24 protein-coding genes are annotated in these 20,017 nt (G+C 53.7%); 12 read left to right on the forward strand and 12 right to left on the reverse strand.

Translation table 11 applies throughout. The annotated features are described in order from the left end of the window. Window positions 1-177: 177 nt before the first annotated feature. Window positions 178-465, forward strand: a complete 288-nt coding sequence (gene sfsB, locus EoCCA6_RS09155) for a DNA-binding transcriptional regulator SfsB (RefSeq protein WP_152082414.1) — start codon at window positions 178-180, stop codon at window positions 463-465. A 63-nt stretch (window positions 466-528) separates the two neighbouring features. On the opposite strand, the gene murA is transcribed toward sfsB, so the two are convergent. The 7 genes from murA to mlaF form a co-directional block, all read right to left on the reverse strand. Beyond that, window positions 529-1,788 (reverse strand): UDP-N-acetylglucosamine 1-carboxyvinyltransferase, encoded by a 1,260-nt coding sequence (gene murA / locus EoCCA6_RS09160; RefSeq protein ID WP_100166523.1) that lies wholly within the window; start codon window positions 1,786-1,788, stop codon window positions 529-531. 50 nt (window positions 1,789-1,838) lie between these two features. Beyond that, complete coding sequence (gene ibaG / locus EoCCA6_RS09165; protein ID WP_152082415.1) at window positions 1,839-2,093, reverse strand: BolA family iron metabolism protein IbaG; 255 nt, start codon at window positions 2,091-2,093, stop codon at window positions 1,839-1,841. Window positions 2,094-2,219: 126 nt separating this feature from the next. Next, window positions 2,220-2,513 (reverse strand): lipid asymmetry maintenance protein MlaB, encoded by a 294-nt coding sequence (gene mlaB, locus EoCCA6_RS09170; protein WP_152082416.1) that lies wholly within the window; start codon window positions 2,511-2,513, stop codon window positions 2,220-2,222. Beyond that, complete coding sequence (gene mlaC, locus EoCCA6_RS09175; RefSeq protein ID WP_152082417.1) at window positions 2,513-3,148, reverse strand: phospholipid-binding protein MlaC; 636 nt, start codon at window positions 3,146-3,148, stop codon at window positions 2,513-2,515. Before mlaC ends, mlaB begins: the two co-directional genes overlap by 1 nt. Before the next feature lie 18 nt (window positions 3,149-3,166). Beyond that, window positions 3,167-3,715: an outer membrane lipid asymmetry maintenance protein MlaD gene (gene mlaD, locus EoCCA6_RS09180; RefSeq protein ID WP_152082418.1), complete on the reverse strand. Its 549-nt coding sequence runs from the start codon at window positions 3,713-3,715 to the stop codon at window positions 3,167-3,169. Window positions 3,716-3,719: 4 nt separating this feature from the next. After that, window positions 3,720-4,502, reverse strand: coding sequence for a lipid asymmetry maintenance ABC transporter permease subunit MlaE (mlaE, locus tag EoCCA6_RS09185; protein ID WP_152082419.1), 783 nt, complete (start codon window positions 4,500-4,502; stop codon window positions 3,720-3,722). A 7-nt stretch (window positions 4,503-4,509) separates the two neighbouring features. Further along, on the reverse strand, window positions 4,510-5,322 hold the full coding sequence (mlaF, locus tag EoCCA6_RS09190; RefSeq protein ID WP_152082420.1) for a phospholipid ABC transporter ATP-binding protein MlaF: 813 nt from the start codon (window positions 5,320-5,322) through the stop codon (window positions 4,510-4,512). A gap of 228 nt (window positions 5,323-5,550) precedes the next feature. Here mlaF and EoCCA6_RS09195 point away from each other — a divergent pair, with 228 nt between their 5' ends. The 11 genes from EoCCA6_RS09195 (at window position 5,551) to npr (ending at window position 13,470) form a co-directional block, all read left to right on the forward strand. Then, complete coding sequence (locus EoCCA6_RS09195) at window positions 5,551-6,528, forward strand: calcium/sodium antiporter (protein ID WP_152082421.1); 978 nt, start codon at window positions 5,551-5,553, stop codon at window positions 6,526-6,528. Window positions 6,529-6,541: 13 nt separating this feature from the next. Continuing rightward, window positions 6,542-7,528, forward strand: a complete 987-nt coding sequence (gene kdsD / locus EoCCA6_RS09200; RefSeq protein WP_152082422.1) for an arabinose-5-phosphate isomerase KdsD — start codon at window positions 6,542-6,544, stop codon at window positions 7,526-7,528. A gap of 14 nt (window positions 7,529-7,542) precedes the next feature. Beyond that, on the forward strand, window positions 7,543-8,109 hold the full coding sequence (kdsC, locus tag EoCCA6_RS09205) for a 3-deoxy-manno-octulosonate-8-phosphatase KdsC (protein ID WP_152084426.1): 567 nt from the start codon (window positions 7,543-7,545) through the stop codon (window positions 8,107-8,109). Continuing rightward, window positions 8,106-8,681: an LPS export ABC transporter periplasmic protein LptC gene (gene lptC, locus EoCCA6_RS09210; protein WP_152082423.1), complete on the forward strand. Its 576-nt coding sequence runs from the start codon at window positions 8,106-8,108 to the stop codon at window positions 8,679-8,681. Before kdsC ends, lptC begins: the two co-directional genes overlap by 4 nt. Next, window positions 8,650-9,204, forward strand: coding sequence for a lipopolysaccharide ABC transporter substrate-binding protein LptA (gene lptA, locus EoCCA6_RS09215; RefSeq protein WP_152082424.1), 555 nt, complete (start codon window positions 8,650-8,652; stop codon window positions 9,202-9,204). Before lptC ends, lptA begins: the two co-directional genes overlap by 32 nt. Window positions 9,205-9,210: 6 nt before the next feature. Next, the gene (lptB, locus tag EoCCA6_RS09220; RefSeq protein WP_152082425.1) at window positions 9,211-9,936 is read left to right on the forward strand and encodes an LPS export ABC transporter ATP-binding protein; all 726 of its coding nucleotides are present in this window, start codon (window positions 9,211-9,213) and stop codon (window positions 9,934-9,936) included. A 47-nt stretch (window positions 9,937-9,983) separates the two neighbouring features. Then, on the forward strand, window positions 9,984-11,417 hold the full coding sequence (gene rpoN, locus EoCCA6_RS09225; protein WP_152082426.1) for an RNA polymerase factor sigma-54: 1,434 nt from the start codon (window positions 9,984-9,986) through the stop codon (window positions 11,415-11,417). 22 nt (window positions 11,418-11,439) lie between these two features. Further along, entirely contained in the window at window positions 11,440-11,727 is a 288-nt protein-coding gene (gene hpf, locus EoCCA6_RS09230) for a ribosome hibernation promoting factor (RefSeq protein ID WP_010436063.1), read from the forward strand. 82 nt (window positions 11,728-11,809) lie between these two features. Continuing rightward, window positions 11,810-12,301, forward strand: a complete 492-nt coding sequence (gene ptsN / locus EoCCA6_RS09235) for a PTS IIA-like nitrogen regulatory protein PtsN (protein ID WP_014833457.1) — start codon at window positions 11,810-11,812, stop codon at window positions 12,299-12,301. Between the two features lie 45 nt (window positions 12,302-12,346). Then, the gene (gene rapZ, locus EoCCA6_RS09240; RefSeq protein WP_152082427.1) at window positions 12,347-13,201 is read left to right on the forward strand and encodes an RNase adapter RapZ; all 855 of its coding nucleotides are present in this window, start codon (window positions 12,347-12,349) and stop codon (window positions 13,199-13,201) included. Next, on the forward strand, window positions 13,198-13,470 hold the full coding sequence (gene npr, locus EoCCA6_RS09245) for a PTS phosphocarrier protein NPr (RefSeq protein ID WP_003861872.1): 273 nt from the start codon (window positions 13,198-13,200) through the stop codon (window positions 13,468-13,470). Before rapZ ends, npr begins: the two co-directional genes overlap by 4 nt. Before the next feature lie 39 nt (window positions 13,471-13,509). Here the strand turns inward: npr and mtgA are convergent, their stop codons facing one another. The 5 genes from mtgA to lptF all read right to left on the reverse strand — a co-directional run bounded on the left by mtgA (window position 13,510) and on the right by lptF (window position 19,767). Then, window positions 13,510-14,235, reverse strand: a complete 726-nt coding sequence (mtgA, locus tag EoCCA6_RS09250; RefSeq protein ID WP_152082428.1) for a monofunctional biosynthetic peptidoglycan transglycosylase — start codon at window positions 14,233-14,235, stop codon at window positions 13,510-13,512. Further along, window positions 14,232-14,885, reverse strand: coding sequence for an isoprenoid biosynthesis glyoxalase ElbB (gene elbB, locus EoCCA6_RS09255; protein WP_152084427.1), 654 nt, complete (start codon window positions 14,883-14,885; stop codon window positions 14,232-14,234). The genes mtgA and elbB overlap by 4 nt, the downstream gene beginning before the upstream one ends. A gap of 231 nt (window positions 14,886-15,116) precedes the next feature. Further along, window positions 15,117-17,450, reverse strand: a complete 2,334-nt coding sequence (arcB, locus tag EoCCA6_RS09260; protein WP_152082429.1) for an aerobic respiration two-component sensor histidine kinase ArcB — start codon at window positions 17,448-17,450, stop codon at window positions 15,117-15,119. A 134-nt stretch (window positions 17,451-17,584) separates the two neighbouring features. After that, window positions 17,585-18,667, reverse strand: coding sequence for an LPS export ABC transporter permease LptG (lptG, locus tag EoCCA6_RS09265; RefSeq protein WP_152082430.1), 1,083 nt, complete (start codon window positions 18,665-18,667; stop codon window positions 17,585-17,587). Then, complete coding sequence (gene lptF, locus EoCCA6_RS09270; RefSeq protein WP_152082431.1) at window positions 18,667-19,767, reverse strand: LPS export ABC transporter permease LptF; 1,101 nt, start codon at window positions 19,765-19,767, stop codon at window positions 18,667-18,669. The genes lptG and lptF overlap by 1 nt, the downstream gene beginning before the upstream one ends. Window positions 19,768-20,017: the final 250 nt, after the last annotated feature.

A 20,017-nucleotide genomic window follows, 5' to 3' on the forward strand; every position in this document is an offset into this window, starting at 1 on the left:
AAACTCCATATTCACGTTAAATCATCAGCTTAAAGGCCGCATGAATAAAGCCATGTCATATTCTGAATATTGCTTCCAGTAACGCGAACTTTTTAGAACCCGTGTTCGAACAAGATATAGTAATGCTGTCATTTCACGAGAAATGACGTGGACGAATACGAACACAAGGACAGCATTATGGATACAAAATTCATCGACTGGCATTCAGCTGATATTATTGCTGCGCTCCGCAAAAAAGGGACATCACTGGCGGCGGAGTCACGACGTAATGGGTTAAGCTCTTCCACGCTGGCGAATGCACTGACACGCCCGTGGCCAAAGGGGGAATTAATTATTGCGACGGCGCTGGACACACACCCGTGGATAATCTGGCCATCGCGCTACCACGATCCCATCACCCATGAATTTATCGACAGAACACGCATGATGCGTCAGAAAAAAACGAAGAAAGACCCGCAGGAATAACGCGGCCGATATGACAGGAACAGCAATCCCCCGGCCATGTCAGGCAGGGGGGTGCCGGAAAACTTACTCGCCCTTCACTCGCTCGATATTCGCACCCAGCGCACGCAGTTTATCTTCAATACGCTCATAACCACGATCGATGTGGTAGATACGATCAACGACCGTCGTCCCTTCCGCGATACAACCCGCCAGCACCAGGCTTGCAGACGCACGCAGATCGGTTGCCATGACCTGCGCACCAGACAGTTTTTCCACGCCGTGGCAGATAACCGTATTGCTTTCGATCTCGGCATGCGCCCCCATACGAATCAGTTCCGGTACGTGCATGAAGCGGTTTTCGAAAATGGTTTCGGTGATGAAGCCAGTACCTTCGGCGACCAGGTTTAACAACGTAAACTGGGCCTGCATGTCCGTCGGGAAGGCCGGATGCGGTGCAGTGCGCACATTGACCGCTTTCGGACGCTGTCCGTGCATGTCCAGACTGATCCAGTCTTCACCTGTCTCAATATCAGCACCTGCATCGCGCAGCTTCGCCAGAACGGCATCCAGCGTATCAGGCTGTGCATTACGGCAGACAATTTTGCCGCCGGAGATCGCCGCTGCGACCAGGAAAGTACCGGTTTCGATACGATCCGGCAGAACGCGATACACACCGCCGCCCAGACGCTCAACGCCTTCGATGGTGATACGGTCAGTACCCTGACCGGAAATCTTCGCACCCAGCGCCACGAGGAAGTTCGCCGTGTCCACGATTTCCGGTTCACGTGCGGCGTTTTCAATGATGGTGGTGCCTTCTGCCAGCGTCGCCGCTGACATAATGGTGACGGTTGCGCCAACGCTCACTTTGTCCATGACGATATGCGCGCCTTTCAGACGGCCATTCACGGACGCTTTAACGTAACCTTCTTCCAGTTTGATCTCCGCGCCCAGCTTTTCCAGACCAAAGATATGCAGGTCAACCGGACGCGCGCCGATGGCACAGCCGCCCGGCAGAGAGACCTGACCCTGACCAAAACGCGCCACCAGCGGGCCCAGCGCCCAGATGGAAGCACGCATGGTTTTCACCAGGTCGTATGGGGCAGAGAAATTGTTAACGTTGCTGGCATCGATCCAGACGGAACCGTTACGCTCCACTTTAGTGCCCAACTGGGTGAGCAACTTCATGGTCGTGTCGATATCTTTCAGCTTCGGTACGTTCTGGATCTCTACCGGCTCTTCCGCGAGCAGCGCAGCGAAAAGAATTGGCAGCGCGGCGTTTTTCGCGCCAGAAATTGTGACTTCGCCCTGGAGACGCGTTGGCCCCTGTACACGAAATTTATCCATGTGTTTGCTCTCTTATAAATTCAACCGTGCTGCTGGCTCTGGCCCTCAGCTCAAAAACCGTTTAGTTTGCGATCGCGTGCCCACTCTTGCGGGGTGAACGCTTTAATCGACAGGGCGTGGATGCGGTTATCCGCAATATATTCCATCAGCGGCGCGTACACAGCCTGCTGCTTCTTCACGCGACTCATACCGTCGAACATGTCACCCACAGCAATAACCTGGAAGTGACTGCCATCGCCAGTGACGTGGGCTTCCTGAAGGGAGAGTGCATTCATCAGCACTGCCTGGATTTCATTATTTTCCATGGGGTCTATATCATCTGATAGTGAAAACAAGCCCAACATCTTAGAGCAAAGTGGCGTCGTCTTAAACAAGCAAAAAGCCCCGACGTGGAAACTGTCGGGGCTTTCAGAAGTAACGTACTGAAAAAATTAGCGAGGTAATACGTCTTCGGGCAAATTATAAAGCTGTGCAAGAGTGACAACGTTATCGCTTACGCCCGTCAGTGCAACGCTCATCCCCTGCTTTTTGCCTGTGGCGACCAGATGCGCCAGAAGAGCAATACCTGCGGTGTCCACTCGCGTGACGCCGTTTAAATCAATCAGCGTCACGCCCTGCATTGCGTCATGGCGAGCGTCCCACAAGGGATTCAGCAGATCCTGGTCAAGTTCCCCCGCCAGCTTTAACGTCTCACCTTCACGCGACCAGCTCAGTTGCTGCGACATTACTTCTTCTCGTCCAGGGAAATTTTCTGACGAGAGATAGACTGCAATTGTGCGGTCAGGCCATCAATGCCTTTGGTGCGCAGCAGGTCGCTCCACTCGTTTTGCTTAGTGGTGATCATGCTTACACCTTCTGCAATCATGTCATACGCCTGCCAGTTTCCGGTCTGGCTGTTTTTACGCCACTGGAAATCCAGGCGAACCGGCGGACGACCGTTAGGATCGATAATGGTGACACGGATAGGGATGATAGTCGCATCGCCCAATGGCTGCTCAGGGGCAATCTGATAGGTCTGACCGTGGTACATCGCCAGCGCCTGGCCGTAAGCCTGTTTCAGGTATTCACGGAACGCAGCAAAGTACGCCTCACGCTGTGCTGGCGTGGCATCTTTATAGTAACGGCCCAGCACCAGTGCGCCCGCGTATTTAATCTGCACATACGGCAGCAGTTCCTGATCGACCACATCGCGCAGATAATCAGGATTAGCGCGAATTTTAGGCTGTTCGTTTTTAAGACGGTCGAAGGTTTTCTTCGCAGCCTCATCCATCAGTTTGTACGGGTTGCTCTGATCCGCAGCGTGGGCTGCAGTGAGAGGGGCAATGACCAGCATGGCAACCATTAACAGACGTTTAAACATGAATGACTTCTCCTGAAATTAATTCGCCGCACCAGGCGTCGGCTCGACGTTGGTATGGTCTTCACCCTGCGCAGGGGCAGCTTCAGACTTATTATCATCCCCTTTACTGTTGTAAAGGAACTGACCAATCATATCTTCCAGCACCATCGCGGACTTCGTATCCTGGATAACGCTACCGTCTTTAAGGATAGTCGTTCCCAGCTCAGGATCTTCAAAGCCGACGTTCAGCGCCAGATATTGCTCCCCCAGCAGGCCAGAGGTGCGGATAGAAAGCGAGCTGGTGTCCGGGATATGGTTGTAGCGCTCTTCAATATCCATCGCGACACGCGGCAGATAGGTTTTCTCATCAAGGGTGATTTCTGACACACGGCCAATCACCACGCCGCCAATGCGTACCGGCGAGCGCACCTTCAGGCCACCGATATTATCGAAGGTGGCATAGATGCGATACGTCGGCTCGGTGCGAACAGAGGTGATATCCGCCGCTCTCAGGCAGATAAACAGGGCTGCCAGCAGTGCCAGCAGCAGGAATACGCCGACCCAAATTTCATTTTTTCTCGTTTGCATGAACTCAATTCCCAAACATCAGTGCGGTGAGCACAAAATCCAGACCCAGTACGGCCAGCGACGAATGAACAACAGTACGTGTCGTTGCACGGCTAATGCCCGCCGATGTCGGGATGGCATCGTAACCGTTAAACAACGCAATCCAGGTCACCGTAATGGCAAAGACCGCGCTCTTAATTAAACAGTTAACCAGATCCATCCGCAGATCGATGGCATCCTGCATCGCAGACCAGAAGAAACCGGCATCAATGCCTTTCCAGTGCACGCCAACCAGCGACCCGCCCCAGATACCGACGGCCACAAACAGAATGGTCAGCAGCGGTAACGAAATCACACCCGCCCAGAAACGCGGGGAGATCACCCGGCGCAGCGGGTCGACCGCCATCATCTCCATGCTGGAGAGCTGCTCGGTTGCGCGCATCAGGCCAATTTCCGCCGTTAATGCAGACCCGGCGCGCCCGGCAAACAAGAGCGCGGCGACAACCGGCCCAAGCTCACGCAGCAGAGAGAGCGCAACCAGCATTCCAAGGCTGGTTTCCGCACTGTAGGTTGTCAGTACCAGATAGCCCTGCAGCCCCAGCACCATGCCGATAAACAGACCGGAAACGATGATGATCAGCATCGACAGTACGCCGACGTTATAAAGCTGCCGCACCAGCAGAGGCGCGTGCTTGCGGAATTCCGGTTTGCCGACCAGCGCGTTGAACAACATCAATCCGGCACGCCCGAACGTCCTGATGGTTTTTATGCCACGGTGTCCGAGCGCGGCCAACGCATTTAACAGCATGAGTGGCTTAACTCCCTATTCCCAATAAATCGTCACGATAGTCACCGGACGGATAGCGGAACGGCACCGGGCCATCCGCAATACCATCCAGGAACTGCCGCACTCGCGGATCGCAATTTTCCTGCAACGCCTGAGCGCTGCCATGTGCGACGATCTTTTTGTCTGCCACTATATACGCGTAATCAGCAATACTCAGCACTTCCGGCACATCGTGCGACACCACGATGCAGGTTACGCCGAGCGCGCTGTTCAGTTCAGAAATCAACTTCACCAGCACACCCATAGTGATCGGGTCCTGCCCAACGAACGGTTCGTCGAACATGATTAAATCAGGCTCTAACGCAATGGCTCGTGCCAGCGCGGCGCGGCGCGCCATACCGCCGGAAAGCTCTGACGGCATAAGTTTGGCCGCCCCCCGCAGTCCCACGGCCTCAAGTTTCATCATGACCGTGCTTTTCAGCAGCGCCGGCGGCAGATGCGTATGCTCACGCAGCGGGTAGGCGACGTTATCGAAAACATTCATATCGGTGAACAGCGCTCCCGACTGAAAGAGCATGCTCATGCGTTTGCGGACAGTATACAGACGTGAGCGAGACATCTCAGGGACGTTTTCACCGTCAAAGAGAATTTCGCCACTGTCAGGTGGAATTTGCCCACCAATGAGACGCAGCAATGTCGTTTTACCGATCCCTGACGGCCCCATAATAGCGGTAATCTTGCCATGCGGCACGGTCAGCGAAATATCATCAAATATCAATCGGTTGCCGCGAGAAAAACTGACGCCACGGACATCGACTAAATTCGCCATCGTTTGGCTCATTTACGGTTCCTTTCTTACCCTGCTTCACGCTGAGCATGAAGCCTAAATCAGCCCTAAACCCCACATTTTTACAGAATATTAGCCATTGAGGTTAGCGAAAGCTGGCATTTGTTTTACTTTTCCGGCGCATAAAGTCAAAATTAGGAATTCGTTACGTCTCAGACTGTATGCAGCGCCACTAATTCACGCGCGGTGGACCGGCGAGTATACCTGAAGAAAGGACTTTTGATGCTTTTAGCAACAGCACTGTTAATAATTGGTTTACTTTTGGTGGTCTACAGTGCTGACCGTTTGGTATTTGCAGCATCAATCCTGTGCCGACTTATCGGTATGCCGCCCGTCATTATTGGCATGACGGTGGTCAGTGCAGGCACCTCGCTTCCTGAAATCATCGTTTCTGTCTCTGCATCGCTGCATGGCCAGGTCGACCTCGCTATCGGCACCGCGATTGGCTCTAACATCGTCAATATTTTATTGATCTTAGGATTAGCCGCGCTGCTGCATCCATTTCGCGTGCATTCCGATGTTCTGCGCCGTGAATTGCCGCTAATGTTAATCGTAAGCCTGCTGGCAGGCTACGTGCTTTATGACGGCGTGCTGAGCGTCGATGACGGCATTTTCCTGCTCGCACTGGCCGGAATTTGGCTGCTGTATAGTGTAAAAATCGCTCGTCAGGCGGAAAAAGCAGGGAGCGATAGCCTGACGCGAGAGCACGTTGCCGAACTGCCTCGGGGAGGATCGTTACCCGTCGCCCTGCTTTGGCTTGGCGTCGCGTTGATCATTATGCCGATGGCAACACGCATGGTGGTAGATAACGCAACCGTGCTGGCGAACTATTTCGCCATGAGCGAACTGACAATCGGCCTGACGGTCATTGCTATTGGCACCAGCCTGCCAGAGCTGGCAACCGCCATCGCGGGCGCACGTAAAGGTGAAGATGATATCGCCATTGGCAATATCATCGGCTCCAACATTTTCAATATCGCCATCGTGACGGGACTGCCCGCCCTGATAGCGCCAGGGCCATTTAACCCGCTGGCGTTCTCGCGCGATTACGGAGTAATGCTGCTGGTGAGCGTGATTTTTGCTCTGCTCTGCTGGCGACGGAAACGTCAGATAGGTAAAGGCGCGGGCGCGCTACTGACGGGTGGATTTATCGTATGGATGGCGATGCTGTACTGGCTCTCGCCTCTTCTCTCTGGGTAAACGGAAACGCATTATGTCGCAAATAGAATTGCAACCGGGTTTTGACTTTCAGAAAGCAGGCAAAAAAGTTCTGGAGATTGAACGTGAAGGTCTGGCGCAGTTAGATCAGTACATTAATCAGGATTTTAGTCTGGCCTGTGAGAAGATGTTCACCTGTGCCGGTAAAGTCGTGGTCATGGGGATGGGTAAATCCGGCCATATCGGACGCAAAATGGCGGCGACCTTTGCCAGCACCGGTACGTCGTCGTTCTTCGTCCATCCTGGTGAAGCCGCACATGGCGATCTCGGCATGGTGACCCCGCAGGATGTGGTCATTGCGCTGTCGAACTCCGGTGAATCCAATGAGATCCTGGCGCTGATTCCGGTCCTGAAACGACTGCAGGTTCCGCTGATTTGCATGACCAGCCGTCCCGAAAGCAGCATGGCGCGTGCCGCTGACATCCACCTGTGCGTCAAAGTGCCGAAAGAAGCCTGTCCGCTTGGCCTGGCACCAACCTCCAGCACAACCGCTGCACTGGTCATGGGCGATGCCCTCGCCGTTGCGCTGCTTGAAGCGCGTGGTTTCACGCCTGAAGATTTCGCCCTGTCACACCCAGGCGGTGCGCTGGGACGTAAGCTGCTGCTTCGGGTTAACGATATTATGCACACCGGTGATGAGATCCCTCACGTGAGCAAAGCGGCCTCGCTGCGCGATGCGTTACTGGAAATCACCCGCAAAAATCTGGGTATGACGGTCATTTGCGATGAGCAGATGATAATTCAGGGGATCTTTACTGACGGCGACTTGCGCCGTGTATTGGATATGGGTGTGGATGTCCGCACGCTGGGCATCGCCGATGTCATGACACCGGGGGGAATTCGCGTGCGTCCAGGCATCCTGGCCGTCGATGTACTGAACCTGATGCAGACCCGACATATCACCTCTGTTATGGTTGCCGATGGCGACCAACTGCTGGGTGTGGTACATATGCATGATCTTCTGCGCGCAGGCGTAGTGTAATGAAGGATAAGACAATGAGTAATGCGGGTGCATCCCTTGCAACCTGTTATGGCCCGGTAAGCGCCCACATGATGGCGAAGGCAGAAAATATCCGTCTGCTGATCCTGGATGTGGATGGAGTGCTCTCCGATGGTCTGATTTATATGGGTAATAATGGCGAAGAGCTGAAGGCATTTAACGTTCGCGATGGCTACGGTATTCGCTGCGCGCTCACGTCCGGCATTGAAGTTGCCATCATCACCGGACGAAAAGCTAAACTGGTAGAAGATCGCTGCGAAACGCTGGGCATTACCCATCTGTATCAGGGGCAATCTGACAAAATGGTCGCATTCAACGATTTGCTGGGGAAACTGGCCATCGCACCTGAAAACGTTGCCTATGTCGGAGACGATCTGATCGACTGGCCGGTCATGGCTGAAGTGGGTCTCAGCGTCGCCGTTGCTGATGCGCATCCGCTGCTGATCCCACGCGCTGATTATGTCACCCATATCAACGGTGGCCGTGGGGCTGTACGTGAAGTCTGCGATCTGCTTCTGCTGGCGCAGGGCCGGCTTGATGAGGCCAAAGGGCAATCGATATGAGTAAAACCAGACGTTGGGTTATCATTCTGCTTTCGCTTGTCGCCCTGGTATTGATTGGCGTAAATCTTGCTGACCGTGACGATACGCAAACAGAAGTGGTCAACACGAGCGATCCAACATACAAAAGCGATCACAGCGACACCGTGGTGTATAGCCCGGAAGGTGCACTGAACTATCGCCTGATTGCCCAACACGTGGAATATTTTTCAGAAGATGGCGTCTCCTGGTTTACCCAACCCGTTATGACCACTTTTGATACCGATAAAGTACCGACGTGGTCGATCAAATCTGACCGGGCAAAACTGACGAATGACCGTATGCTTTATCTGTATGGCCATGTTGAAGTCAACGCCCTGACCGCTGACTCGCAACTGCGCAAAATCACAACGGATAATGCCCAGATCAACCTGGTTACCCAGGACGTTACGTCGCAGGATCTGGTCACCCTTTATGGCACAACATTTAATTCCAGCGGTCTGAGAATGCGCGGTAACTTACGCAGCAAAAACGCCGAGCTGATTGAAAAGGTTAGAACCTCCTATGAAATTCAAAACAAACAAACTCAGCCTTAAAGTTATTATCGCCAGCGCACTGCTGGCGACCACTCTTCCCGCGCTTGCTGTGACGGGTGATACCGAACAACCGATTCATATTGAATCGGATACGCAGTCTCTGGATATGCAGGGTAACGTCGTGACCTTTACGGGCAACGTCGTGATGACCCAAGGCACCATCAAAATTAACGCCGATAAAGTGGTCGTAACCCGTCCGGGCGGCGAGCAGGGCAAAGAGATCATTGATGGCTATGGCAATCCTGCCACGTTCTACCAGATGCAGGACAACGGCAAGCCGGTCAAAGGCCACGCCACGCATATGCATTATGAACTGGCGAAGGATCTTGTCATTCTGACCGGCAACGCCTACCTGGAGCAGCTGGACAGCAACATCACCGGCGACAAGATCACCTACCTGGTGAAAGAGCAGAAAATGCAGGCCTCCAGCGAGAAAGGCAAACGCGTTACCACCGTGCTTGTTCCGTCACAGCTGCAGGACAAAGGCAAAGACCAGGCCCCGGCACAGAAAAAGAGTAACTAATTCGATATGGCAACATTAACTGCAAAAAATCTTGCGAAAGCCTATAAGGGTCGCCGCGTCGTCGAAGATGTCAGCCTGACCGTCAACTCCGGCGAAATTGTGGGTTTACTTGGCCCTAACGGCGCGGGTAAAACCACCACCTTCTACATGGTGGTCGGTATTGTGTCGCGTGATGCAGGCAACATTATCATCGACGACGAAGACATTAGCCTGCTGCCGCTGCATGCACGCGCGCGTCGTGGAATCGGCTATCTGCCACAGGAAGCGTCCATTTTCCGTCGGTTAAGCGTTTTCGATAACCTGATGGCCGTGCTGCAAATCCGGGACGATCTGACCAGCGAACAGCGCACTGACCGCGCTAACGAGCTGATGGAAGAGTTTCATATTGAACACCTGCGCGACAGCCTCGGCCAGGCGCTTTCCGGTGGTGAACGTCGTCGCGTTGAGATTGCGCGTGCGCTGGCCGCAAACCCAAAATTCATCCTGCTGGATGAACCGTTTGCAGGCGTTGACCCGATCTCCGTTATCGATATCAAACGTATTATTGAGCACCTGCGCGACAGCGGGCTGGGCGTACTGATCACTGACCACAACGTTCGTGAAACGCTGGCCGTGTGTGAACGCGCCTATATTGTCAGCCAGGGCCATCTGATTGCCCACGGTACGCCGCAGCAAATCCTCGAAGATGAGCATGTTAAGCGCGTGTACCTTGGGGAAGACTTCAGACTCTGATAGGGTAGAGGTAACTTAACGCCGGACCGGAGAAAAACGCTCTGAACATGAAGCAAGGTTTGCAATTACGGCTCAGCCAACAACTGGCGATGACGCCGCAGTTACAACAGGCGATCCGTCTGTTGCAGCTGTCCACGTTAGAACTCCAGCAGGAGCTCCAGCAAGCGCTGGACAGCAATCCGTTGCTGGAGCAAACCGATCTTCATGACGAGGTAGACACGCAGCAAACGCAGGACACTGAAACGCTCGACACCGTTGACGCGCTCGAACAAAAAGAGATGCCGGACGAGCTACCGCTGGATGCCAGTTGGGATGAAATCTACACCGCCGGAACCCCTTCCGGAACGCGTGCAGACTACCAGGACGATGAGTTACCGGTCTATCAGGGCGAAACCACGCAGTCACTGCAGGATTACCTGATGTGGCAGGTAGAATTAACGCCCTTCTCCGATACCGACCGCGCCATTGCCACCTCCATTGTGGATGCCGTTGATGACACCGGCTACTTGACGGTCACGCTGGACGATATCCTGGAAAGCATCGGTGATGACGAGATCGAACTCGAAGAGATCGAGGCCGTATTGAAGCGTATTCAGCGTTTCGACCCGGTAGGTGTTGCCGCGAAAGATCTCCGCGATTGCCTGCTGATCCAGCTATCGCAGTTCGCCAAAGAGACACCGTGGATTGAAGAAGCGCGCTTAATTATCAGCGATCATCTGGATCTGCTGGCTAACCATGATTTCCGCACCCTGATGCGCGTCACGCGCCTGAAAGAAGAGGTGCTGAAAGAGGCGGTTAATCTGATCCAGTCTCTCGATCCACGCCCCGGCCAATCGATCCAGACCAGCGAACCGGAATATGTCATTCCCGACGTGCTGGTGAGAAAACACAATGGCCGCTGGGTCGTTGAACTGAACTCAGACAGCATTCCTCGCCTGCAAATCAATCAGCAGTACGCCTCCATGTGCACCAGCGCACGTAACGATGCCGACAACCAATATATTCGTAGCAATTTGCAGGAAGCACGATGGTTGATCAAAAGTCTGGAGAGCCGAAATGATACGCTGCTGCGCGTAAGCCGTTGTATTGTCGAACAGCAGCAGGCGTTCTTTGAGCAGGGCGAAGAGTATATGAAACCGATGGTGCTGGCAGATATCGCCCAGGCCGTCGAGATGCACGAATCAACCATTTCCCGCGTGACCACACAGAAGTATCTGCACAGTCCACGCGGTATTTTTGAGCTTAAGTATTTCTTCTCCAGCCACGTGAATACCGAAGGCGGCGGCGAAGCCTCGTCAACGGCGATTCGCGCACTGGTGAAGAAGTTAATCGCCGCGGAGAATCCCGCGAAGCCACTGAGTGACAGTAAGTTAACCACCATGCTGTCCGATCAGGGTATTATGGTGGCACGTCGTACTGTTGCGAAGTATCGAGAGTCTTTATCCATTCCGCCGTCTAACCAGCGTAAACAACTGGTCTGACACAACCGATAAGGAAGACACTATGCAGCTCAATATCACAGGACACAACGTCGAGATTACTGAGGCTTTACGCGAATTTTTGAACACAAAGTTCGCAAAACTCGAACAGTATTTCGAAAGGATCAACCAGGTCTATATTGTGTTGAAAGTGGAGAAAGTGACTCATATCTCGGATGCGACCCTACACGTGAACGGGGGCGAACTCCATGCCAGTGCGGAAGGGCAAGACATGTACGCGGCTATCGACGGCTTGATTGATAAACTTGCGCGACAGCTCAATAAACATAAAGATAAACTGAAACAACACTAATTGTCCGGGCAGTTAACGGGTGCAGTAAGGCCTGTTGTGAAACACAACAGGCCGTTTGTACAGTTAGCGCTTAGGTGAAATTATGATGAACAACGATTCCGCTCTTCAACTGAGCAATGTCCTTAACCAGGAATGTACCCGCAGTGGTGTTCACTGCCAGAGCAAAAAACGTGCGCTGGAGATCATCAGTGAACTGGCCGCAAAACAGCTGGGCCTGCCGCCGCAGGTGGTGTTTGAAGCGATCCTGACCCGAGAAAAAATGGGCAGTACCGGCATCGGCAACGGCATTGCGATCCCGCATGGCAAACTGGAAGAGGACACCTTGCGTGCCGTCGGTGTGTTTGTCCAGCTGGAAACGCCTATTGCCTTCGACGCCATTGACAACCAGCCTGTCGATCTCCTCTTCGCGCTGCTGGTGCCAGCAGATCAGACTAAGACCCATCTGCATACGCTGTCGCTGGTTGCCAAACGTCTGGCTGATAAAACGATCTGCCGTCGCCTGCGCTCAGCCCAAAGTGATGAAGAGCTCTATCAAATTATCACCGAAGCAGAAGGCAGTCAGGATGATGCATAATCGGGAGATGGCCTTCACATCTGTTGTCCTGAGGAGAAATGGAACATGGTGTTGATGATCGTCAGCGGCCGCTCGGGATCGGGAAAGTCCGTTGCCCTGCGTGCGCTGGAAGATATGGGCTTTTACTGCGTAGATAACCTGCCGGTGGTGTTGTTGCCTGAGCTGGCGAGGACACTTGCAGACAGGCAAATCTCTGCTGCCGTCAGTATTGACGTCCGTAACATGCCTGAATCCCCGGAAGTTTTTGAGCAGGCGATGAGTAATCTGCCGGAGGCTTTCTCTCCGCAGTTGCTGTTCCTTGATGCCGATCGTAATACGCTGATCCGTCGCTACAGCGACACCCGTCGTTTGCATCCTCTTTCCAGTAAAAACCTCTCTCTGGAAAGTGCCATCGACGAAGAGAGCGATTTGCTGGAACCACTGCGCTCCCGTGCCGATCTGATTGTCGACACCTCTGAGATGTCGGTACATGAACTGGCGGAAATGCTGCGTACCCGCTTGTTGGGTAAACGCGAGCGCGAGCTGACGATGGTGTTCGAATCCTTCGGCTTTAAGCATGGTATTCCTATCGATGCGGATTATGTTTTCGACGTGCGCTTCCTGCCAAACCCGCACTGGGACCCTAAACTGCGTCCGATGACCGGTCTGGATAAACCCGTGGCGGCGTTCCTCGACAGACACACAGAAGTTCACAATTTTATCTACCAGACGCGAAGCTACCTTGAGCTATGGTTACCTATGCTGGAGACAAACAATCGTAGCTACCTGACGGTGGCGATTGGCTGTACCGGTGGTAAACATCGTTCGGTCTACATTGCCGAACAGCTGGCCGATTACTTCCGCTCACGCGGGAAGAACGTTCAGTCCCGTCATCGCACGCTGGAAAAACGCAAAACATGACCGTAAAACAGACCGTTGAGATCACCAATAAGCTGGGCATGCACGCGCGCCCGGCAATGAAGCTGTTTGAGTTAATGCAGGGTTTCGATGCCGAAGTTCTGCTGCGTAATGATGAAGGCACAGAAGCGGAAGCAAACAGCGTGATTGCGCTGCTGATGCTGGACTCCGCTAAAGGCCGTCAGATTGAAGTTGAAGCCACCGGCCCGCAGGAAGAGGAAGCGCTGGCGGCGGTGATTGCGCTGTTTAACGCCGGGTTTGACGAAGACTAACAACTGCTTTTCTGGCGGGTGGCGCTACGCTTACCCGCCCTACATCAGCTTATTTCTCTCCATAAACCCTTCCCCACCTAACTGGCGCATCTGCCGCATGATCCACGCCTGACGGCTACGCACGTAACCTGACGGGGCATTGGCCTTAAAGCGAATTGGATTGGGTAAAACGGCAGCTAATAGCGCAGCTTCGGACATACTCAGGCGGCTGGCAGGCTTATTGAAATATCGCTGTGCAGCAGCTTCAACGCCAAACACACCGTCGCCAAACTCCGCGATATTCAGGTAGACGGTCAAAATCCGTTTTTTGCTCCAGACTGTTTCTATCCCCAGGGTCAGACCCGCTTCCAGCCCTTTTCGCACCCAGCTTCGACCGTCCCATAAAAACATATTTTTCGCCGTCTGCTGCGACAAGGTCGACGCACCTCGCACGCGGTTTTCATGACGTTCGTTATGGTCAAGCGCCTTCTCGATTGCCGCCACGTCGAATCCCCAGTGTTCCGCGAACTTCTGATCTTCTGCCGCAATGACCGCCAGGCCCATCCAGGGTGAGATTTCATCCATCCCCACCCAGTCAGAATGGGCAACATAGCTGAAATCACCGGTAAACCAGGCGCTAAGCTGACGCTCGACCATGACGGCAGAAAACGGCACGGGCAGGATACTGAACAGGGCGATACCGCCCCCCCAGAACACTGCCAGCACGATAACGATGCGTAACAGGATGCGTTTCACCCATGCGCCTGCAGTAAATTTACGGCTCATTCAGCAAGAACCAAAACTCGCTCCACCAGCTTTTCAATGCCCGTGGCGGCTTCAGAGAGCGTTTGTGCCAGCATATACGCTGGCGTAGTGACGATTTTATTCTCTTCATCCACAACAATATCATCCACCGGACAAGGGACATGTTCGCCCCCCATATCCTCGATAATTTCGGCAGTATCAATGTCCGTTCCGATGGTCAGGCGCAGAGGAAAATCAAAAATTTTTGGCAGCATGGCCGGAGCAATACAGATAAAGCCCTGAGGCTTGCCCGCTGCGTGCATCGCCTGAGACAGTGCCTTTAAATCCGGATCGACCACACACTCCGCCCCCTGAGTCGCAAAGGTGCTGAGATTTTTCGCCGCACCAAAGCCCCCCGGCACAATTAACGCATCAAGCTCCGCGGCATCGGCCTGCGCCAGTGGATGAATATCTCCCCGCGCAATGCGTGCGGCCTCAATCAGGACTTTTCGCGTTTCCGCCATCGGCTCACCGGTGAGATGGTTAACCACATCGGCCTGGCTTTTATCCGGTGCAAAGCAGACAACCTCTGCGCCCTGTCGGGACAATGCCAGCAGCGTGATGACGGCTTCATGTATCTCTGAACCATCGTAAACACCGCAACCACTCAGCACGACACCAATCTTTTTCATCATGACGATCCTTCTTTGCAACCTACTGAAGCACATTAAAAATTCTGATTAAAACGCTATGCTTCACACATTTCACTGATTCATGTAACAAACTATTTAAGATTTGCTATCTTATCTGCGTGCGGCCTAAATATTCAGGCGGCGTCCAAGCGAAAACAACACGAAAAATCAGGCGCAGCCACGATTTCCCTGGTGTTGGCGCAGTATTCGCGCACCCCGGTTAAGCCGGGGTCATTTTTTTCTGGCGTCCACCCAGGCTTTCAGCACCGCCACATCGTTTTGCCATTCCTGTTTCATCTCTTCAACCCATTCACCTACGTTATCTTCCCATGCAGGTAAATCCGGTGACTGGATCTGTTGGCCCAACTGCTGCAGATGACGCAACCCCACTGAGCCAGCCGCGCCTTTAATTTTATGGCCTTCTTCAACAATGCCTTTCTGGTCACGCGCCGTCAGATTGGACTCCAGCACGCTCAAATATCCCGGCATCATTTTCTCAAACACGGCGAGGCCATCGGTGATCAGTTTTGGCCCCACCAGATCGATGTACTGCTCCAGCATGGCGGTATCGAGTATCGTTTGGGCTTTTGCGCTATCAACAGACGTCATGGTGCTCTCCTCTTCATCACGGGTATCCCAGAACTTCTTGATCATGGCAGTCAGGGCTGGCACCGCCAGCGGCTTGCTGAGTACATCATCCATACCGGCATCAAGGTACTCTTTTTTATCCTTCAGCACATTCGCCGTCAGCGCCACCAGCGGCGGCAGATCGTCAGCGGCATACTTGCTCGTCAGTTCGCGGGAGATATCCAGCCCGGTCATGTCCGGTAGCTGAATATCCAACAGAACGAGGTCGTATTCGCCAGGGGTAAACATCTCCAGCGCGGCTTTTCCGGTCATTGCCACGTCCACACTGTTGCCGAGTTTTTCCAGCACCGAGCGCGCCACAATCACGTTCAGTTCAATGTCTTCCACCAGCAGAACGTGCAGCGCCGGAAGCGGCATATCGTCGTTTTCAAAGGTATCTTCGACCTCTTCCGCCACCGCAGGCGCATGTACCGTCAGCGTAAAGGTGGAACCTTTGCCCGGCTGGCTGGCAACGGTAATATCCCCGCCCATACTCTTCGCCAAACGTTTCGATACCGCCAGACCAATGCCGGTGCCGGTCGCAGGCTTCCCGCCGTGGCTGTCCTTGACCTGGTAATACATGGCGAAGATCTTATCCTGCTCCTCCTGCGGAATACCAATCCCTGAGTCCTCAACCTCAAAGTGCAGCATATCCCCTTCGTCATAGCGGATACGTACCGCCACCTGCCCCTTCTGGGTAAATTTCACGGCGTTGCTGATGAGATTCCACAGGATCTGGCGCAGGCGCGTGCCGTCCGTCACCACTTTATGCGGCAGCGGCAGGGTCGGCTCCATAACAAAGCTCAACCCCTTTTGCTGCGCCTGCAGCCCGGAAAGATTCTCAAGATCGGCCAGGAAACCGGTAAAATCGACCGGCTGGTTATCAAGCTGCACCTTCCGGCGCTCCATCTTGTCCATGTCGATAATATCGTTGAAGATATTGCCCAGCGTAACCGCCGAAACATGGATCGTTTTAAGGTACTTTTCCTGCTCGCTGGTCAGGTCGGTGTCCAGCAGAATACGGCTTAACCCCACAATGCCGTTGAGCGGCGTCCGCAGTTCATGGCTGATAGTGGAAATAAACGTGGTCTTGTCGCGGCTGGCGCGCTCAAGCGCATCCTGATAGCGCTTACGCTCGGTGATATCGCGGCCAAAGCCCATCAGACCATGGCGCTTCCCGACACGGTCGTAGTACGGCACCTTACGGATCTCAAAGCAGGCTTTACGCCCGTCCGGGTAATCGAGCCACTGCTCGTAGGTGAGCGAGACGTTATGGCGGAACACTTTTTCATCCGTCTCCATCACTTTAGCCGCCGCCTCTTCGGAGTAAACGTCCTGCGGTTTCAGGTGAATAAGCTGCTTTTCGCTTTTCCCGGTCAGCAGTTCCATCGCCCGGTTACATCCGGAGAACTCTTTATCTTCATTGCGGTAGAACACCAGATCCGGCGAAGCATCCAGAAAAGAGCGCAGGAAAGAAGATTGCTGTTCGAGCTGGATCTGCGTCACTTCGCGCTCTTTCATTTCGATTTTCAGTTGCTCCAGCGTGGCCTGACGTTCAGCCTCTGCTTTCTCACGATCTGAAATCTCCTGATTCAACTGCGCAATATTATCCTTCAACTGGACGTTGAGCTTCAGATCGCGCTCGCGCATCTCTTCCAGCTTATCCACCAGTTTTGATAAGCGCTGACGGGACTCCTCAAGCTGCTCCACCACCACGGAGAGGAAGTAGACCGCCCACGGCGTGATTAACAGACCGAAGAAGATCGAGCGGATGACATCAATGCTCTCCACCTGCCCATGCAGAACCATGGTCACAGCCATTTGCACAACAATGGCAAGCACGACCAGCGCCAGCGCCAGCAGCATGGAGAAACGCACCAGGCCGAGCTTCATCATCAGGTCGACGTAATACTGGGCAAGCATTCGAATTTGCTTCATAGAGGTTCCCTTCAGACTTTATCGCTCAATAATACTCAAATTCGCGGCGAGGCGTTGAAGGTTGTGAGAAAAAGTGCGGGGTGAAACAGGAGATTAGCCTCGCCCCCGAAAAAACGGGAGCGAGGAGAGGTCTGTCAGGAGCGTCTCAGCAACAGCCAGAGGCTGATCAGGAAGAAACTGGCGCTCGGCAGCAACGCACCGATAATCGGCGGGATACCGTAAACCAGCGTTAACGGGCCAAAGATCTGATCGAGAACGTAGAACACAAAACCGAAGCTGATACCGGTCACCACGCGCACACCCATCGGCACGCTACGCAGCGGGCCAAAGATAAACGACAGCGCCATCAGCATCATCACCGCCACGGACATCGGCTGGAAGATTTTGCTCCACATATTGAGCTGGTAACGTCCGGCGTCCTGCCCGCTCGACTTCAGATACTTCACGTAGTTATGCAGTCCGCTAATAGAGAGCGCATCGGGATCGAGTGCGACCACCCCCAGCTTGTCCGGCGTCAGGTTCGTCTTCCACGTACCGGAAACCGTCTGCGAACCGGTAATCTGTTTCGGGTCTTTCAGGTCAGATTCATCAACCTGCGACAGACGCCACAGCTTGTTGTTCGCATCAAATTTGGCCGACGCGGCATAACGCACCGACTGCAGACGACGTTCATTATTGAAGGCGTAAATACTCACACCGCCCAGTTCGTCATCACCTTTAACACGTTCGATGTAGACAAAGTTATTGCCGTCTTTCGCCCACAGCCCCTGCTGTGTGGAGAGCAGTGAACCGCCGTACATGGCCTGAGCGCGGTAGTTACGCGCCATCTGCTCGCCCTGCGGCGCAACCCATTCGCCAATCGCCATAGTCAGCAGCACCAGCGGGATCGCGGTTTTCATGACCGACAGCGCAACCTGCATACGGGTAAAGCCCGATGCCTGCATCACCACCAGCTCGCTGCGCTGCGCCAGCATCCCCAGCCCCAGCAGCGCACCCAGCAGGGCGGCCATCGGGAAGAAGATTTGCACATCTTTTGGCACGCTGAGCAGGGTGTACATCCCCGCGCCCACCGCGTCGTAACTCCCCTGCCCGGCTTTTTTCAGCTGATCGACAAATTTGATAATGCCGGAGAGCGACACCAGCATGAACAGCGTCATCATGATGGTGGTAAAAATCGTTTTACCGATATAGCGATCAAGAACGCCAAATGCCTGCATTAGATGGCTCCTTTACGCGTAAACCGGGCACGAATTCGACGCATTGGCACCGTATCCCACAAGTTAAGGCCTACCGCCAGCAGCAAATACAGGCCATTGACTACCCAGGTCCAGATGACCGGGTCAATTTTCCCTTTCCCACCGTTGGATTTAATCGAGGTTTGTAACAGGAAAAACACCAGATATAACAGCATCGCTGGCAGCATGGACAACACACGCCCCTGACGTGGGTTCACCACGCTCAGCGGAACTACCATCAGTGCCATCATAAATACAGTGAATACCAGAGTGATACGCCAGTGAAGCTCAGCGCGCGCGCGGTTAGAATCCGTCTTGATTAGCGTACGCATATCCATCTGCTCGGTGTCAGTCGGGTCAAGCGCGACGGTCTGGTGGCCAATAATCGCCTGATAGTTCTGGAAATCGGTGATACGGAAATCGCGCAGCATCGCCGTCCCTTCGAAGCGCGTACCTTTGTTCAGCGTCACAACCTGAGAGCCATCTTTACGCTGTGCCAGTTGACCTGAATCGGCCACCACCACAGAGGGACGCGCATTGCCTTTGGTGCGGATCTGGGCAAGAAATACATCGTTAAAGCGGCTGCCATCAACGCTTTCGATAAAGAGCACCGAATTACCGTCAGTGGCCTGCTGGAACTGCCCCTGCGCTAGCGCTGCCATACCGGGGTTCGCTTTGGCTTCCGCCAGCACTTCGTCCTGGTGGCGTGAGGAGGTAGGGCCTGCCCACATCACATTCACCGCCGCAACGAGCCCCGTGAACAGCGCCAGGACCATAGCCGCTTTTACCAGCACGGCTTTGCTTAAGCCACAGGCATGCATTACCGTGATTTCACTTTCGGTATAGAGCTTACCGAGCGTCATCAGCAAACCGAGGAAAAGGCTTAACGGCAGAATAAGCTGCGCCATTTCCGGCACGCCTAACCCGAGCAGGGAAAGCACCAGATTTGTTGGAATTTCGCCGTCAACCGCCGCGCCGAGGACCCTGACCAGCTTCTGACAGAAAAAGATCAGAAGCAGGATAAAGAGGATCGCCAGTTGGCTCTTCAGCGTCTCCCGCACCAGATATCTTATGATTATCACTTTAAATACGCCCGTTAAAACTCGTCTTTTGCAGGAATTTAGCTTGTTTCATGGCTTAAACGTCATTTATTCTCTTGAGTCGTCGAAATCATCGCTAAGATTATAAAACCCGGCGGATTCGCGCTTCAGAACATTTATTGACGTGCCGAAACCGTAGTAACGTAAGATTAACACGAAGTCACCACAACCGCGGACATGAGTTACGAAAGGTTTCAATTCTATCCGTAGCAGCCGTCGTTGTCTTTAAGAT

It is taken from the genome of Enterobacter oligotrophicus, from assembly GCF_009176645.1.
Lineage (GTDB): Bacteria > Pseudomonadota > Gammaproteobacteria > Enterobacterales > Enterobacteriaceae > Enterobacter > Enterobacter oligotrophicus.

Coding starts and splice junctions, on each gene's coding strand:
- sfsB (WP_152082414.1), top strand. CDS start 178: ATGGATACAAAATTCATCGACTGGCATTCAGCTGATATTATTGCTGCG.
- murA (WP_100166523.1), bottom strand. CDS start 1,788: ATGGATAAATTTCGTGTACAGGGGCCAACGCGTCTCCAGGGCGAAGTC.
- ibaG (WP_152082415.1), bottom strand. CDS start 2,093: ATGGAAAATAATGAAATCCAGGCAGTGCTGATGAATGCACTCTCCCTT.
- mlaB (WP_152082416.1), bottom strand. CDS start 2,513: ATGTCGCAGCAACTGAGCTGGTCGCGTGAAGGTGAGACGTTAAAGCTG.
- mlaC (WP_152082417.1), bottom strand. CDS start 3,148: ATGTTTAAACGTCTGTTAATGGTTGCCATGCTGGTCATTGCCCCTCTC.
- mlaD (WP_152082418.1), bottom strand. CDS start 3,715: ATGCAAACGAGAAAAAATGAAATTTGGGTCGGCGTATTCCTGCTGCTG.
- mlaE (WP_152082419.1), bottom strand. CDS start 4,502: ATGCTGTTAAATGCGTTGGCCGCGCTCGGACACCGTGGCATAAAAACC.
- mlaF (WP_152082420.1), bottom strand. CDS start 5,322: ATGAGCCAAACGATGGCGAATTTAGTCGATGTCCGTGGCGTCAGTTTT.
- EoCCA6_RS09195 (WP_152082421.1), top strand. CDS start 5,551: ATGCTTTTAGCAACAGCACTGTTAATAATTGGTTTACTTTTGGTGGTC.
- kdsD (WP_152082422.1), top strand. CDS start 6,542: ATGTCGCAAATAGAATTGCAACCGGGTTTTGACTTTCAGAAAGCAGGC.
- kdsC (WP_152084426.1), top strand. CDS start 7,543: ATGAGTAATGCGGGTGCATCCCTTGCAACCTGTTATGGCCCGGTAAGC.
- lptC (WP_152082423.1), top strand. CDS start 8,106: ATGAGTAAAACCAGACGTTGGGTTATCATTCTGCTTTCGCTTGTCGCC.
- lptA (WP_152082424.1), top strand. CDS start 8,650: ATGAAATTCAAAACAAACAAACTCAGCCTTAAAGTTATTATCGCCAGC.
- lptB (WP_152082425.1), top strand. CDS start 9,211: ATGGCAACATTAACTGCAAAAAATCTTGCGAAAGCCTATAAGGGTCGC.
- rpoN (WP_152082426.1), top strand. CDS start 9,984: ATGAAGCAAGGTTTGCAATTACGGCTCAGCCAACAACTGGCGATGACG.
- hpf (WP_010436063.1), top strand. CDS start 11,440: ATGCAGCTCAATATCACAGGACACAACGTCGAGATTACTGAGGCTTTA.
- ptsN (WP_014833457.1), top strand. CDS start 11,810: ATGATGAACAACGATTCCGCTCTTCAACTGAGCAATGTCCTTAACCAG.
- rapZ (WP_152082427.1), top strand. CDS start 12,347: ATGGTGTTGATGATCGTCAGCGGCCGCTCGGGATCGGGAAAGTCCGTT.
- npr (WP_003861872.1), top strand. CDS start 13,198: ATGACCGTAAAACAGACCGTTGAGATCACCAATAAGCTGGGCATGCAC.
- mtgA (WP_152082428.1), bottom strand. CDS start 14,235: ATGAGCCGTAAATTTACTGCAGGCGCATGGGTGAAACGCATCCTGTTA.
- elbB (WP_152084427.1), bottom strand. CDS start 14,885: ATGAAAAAGATTGGTGTCGTGCTGAGTGGTTGCGGTGTTTACGATGGT.
- arcB (WP_152082429.1), bottom strand. CDS start 17,450: ATGAAGCAAATTCGAATGCTTGCCCAGTATTACGTCGACCTGATGATG.
- lptG (WP_152082430.1), bottom strand. CDS start 18,667: ATGCAGGCATTTGGCGTTCTTGATCGCTATATCGGTAAAACGATTTTT.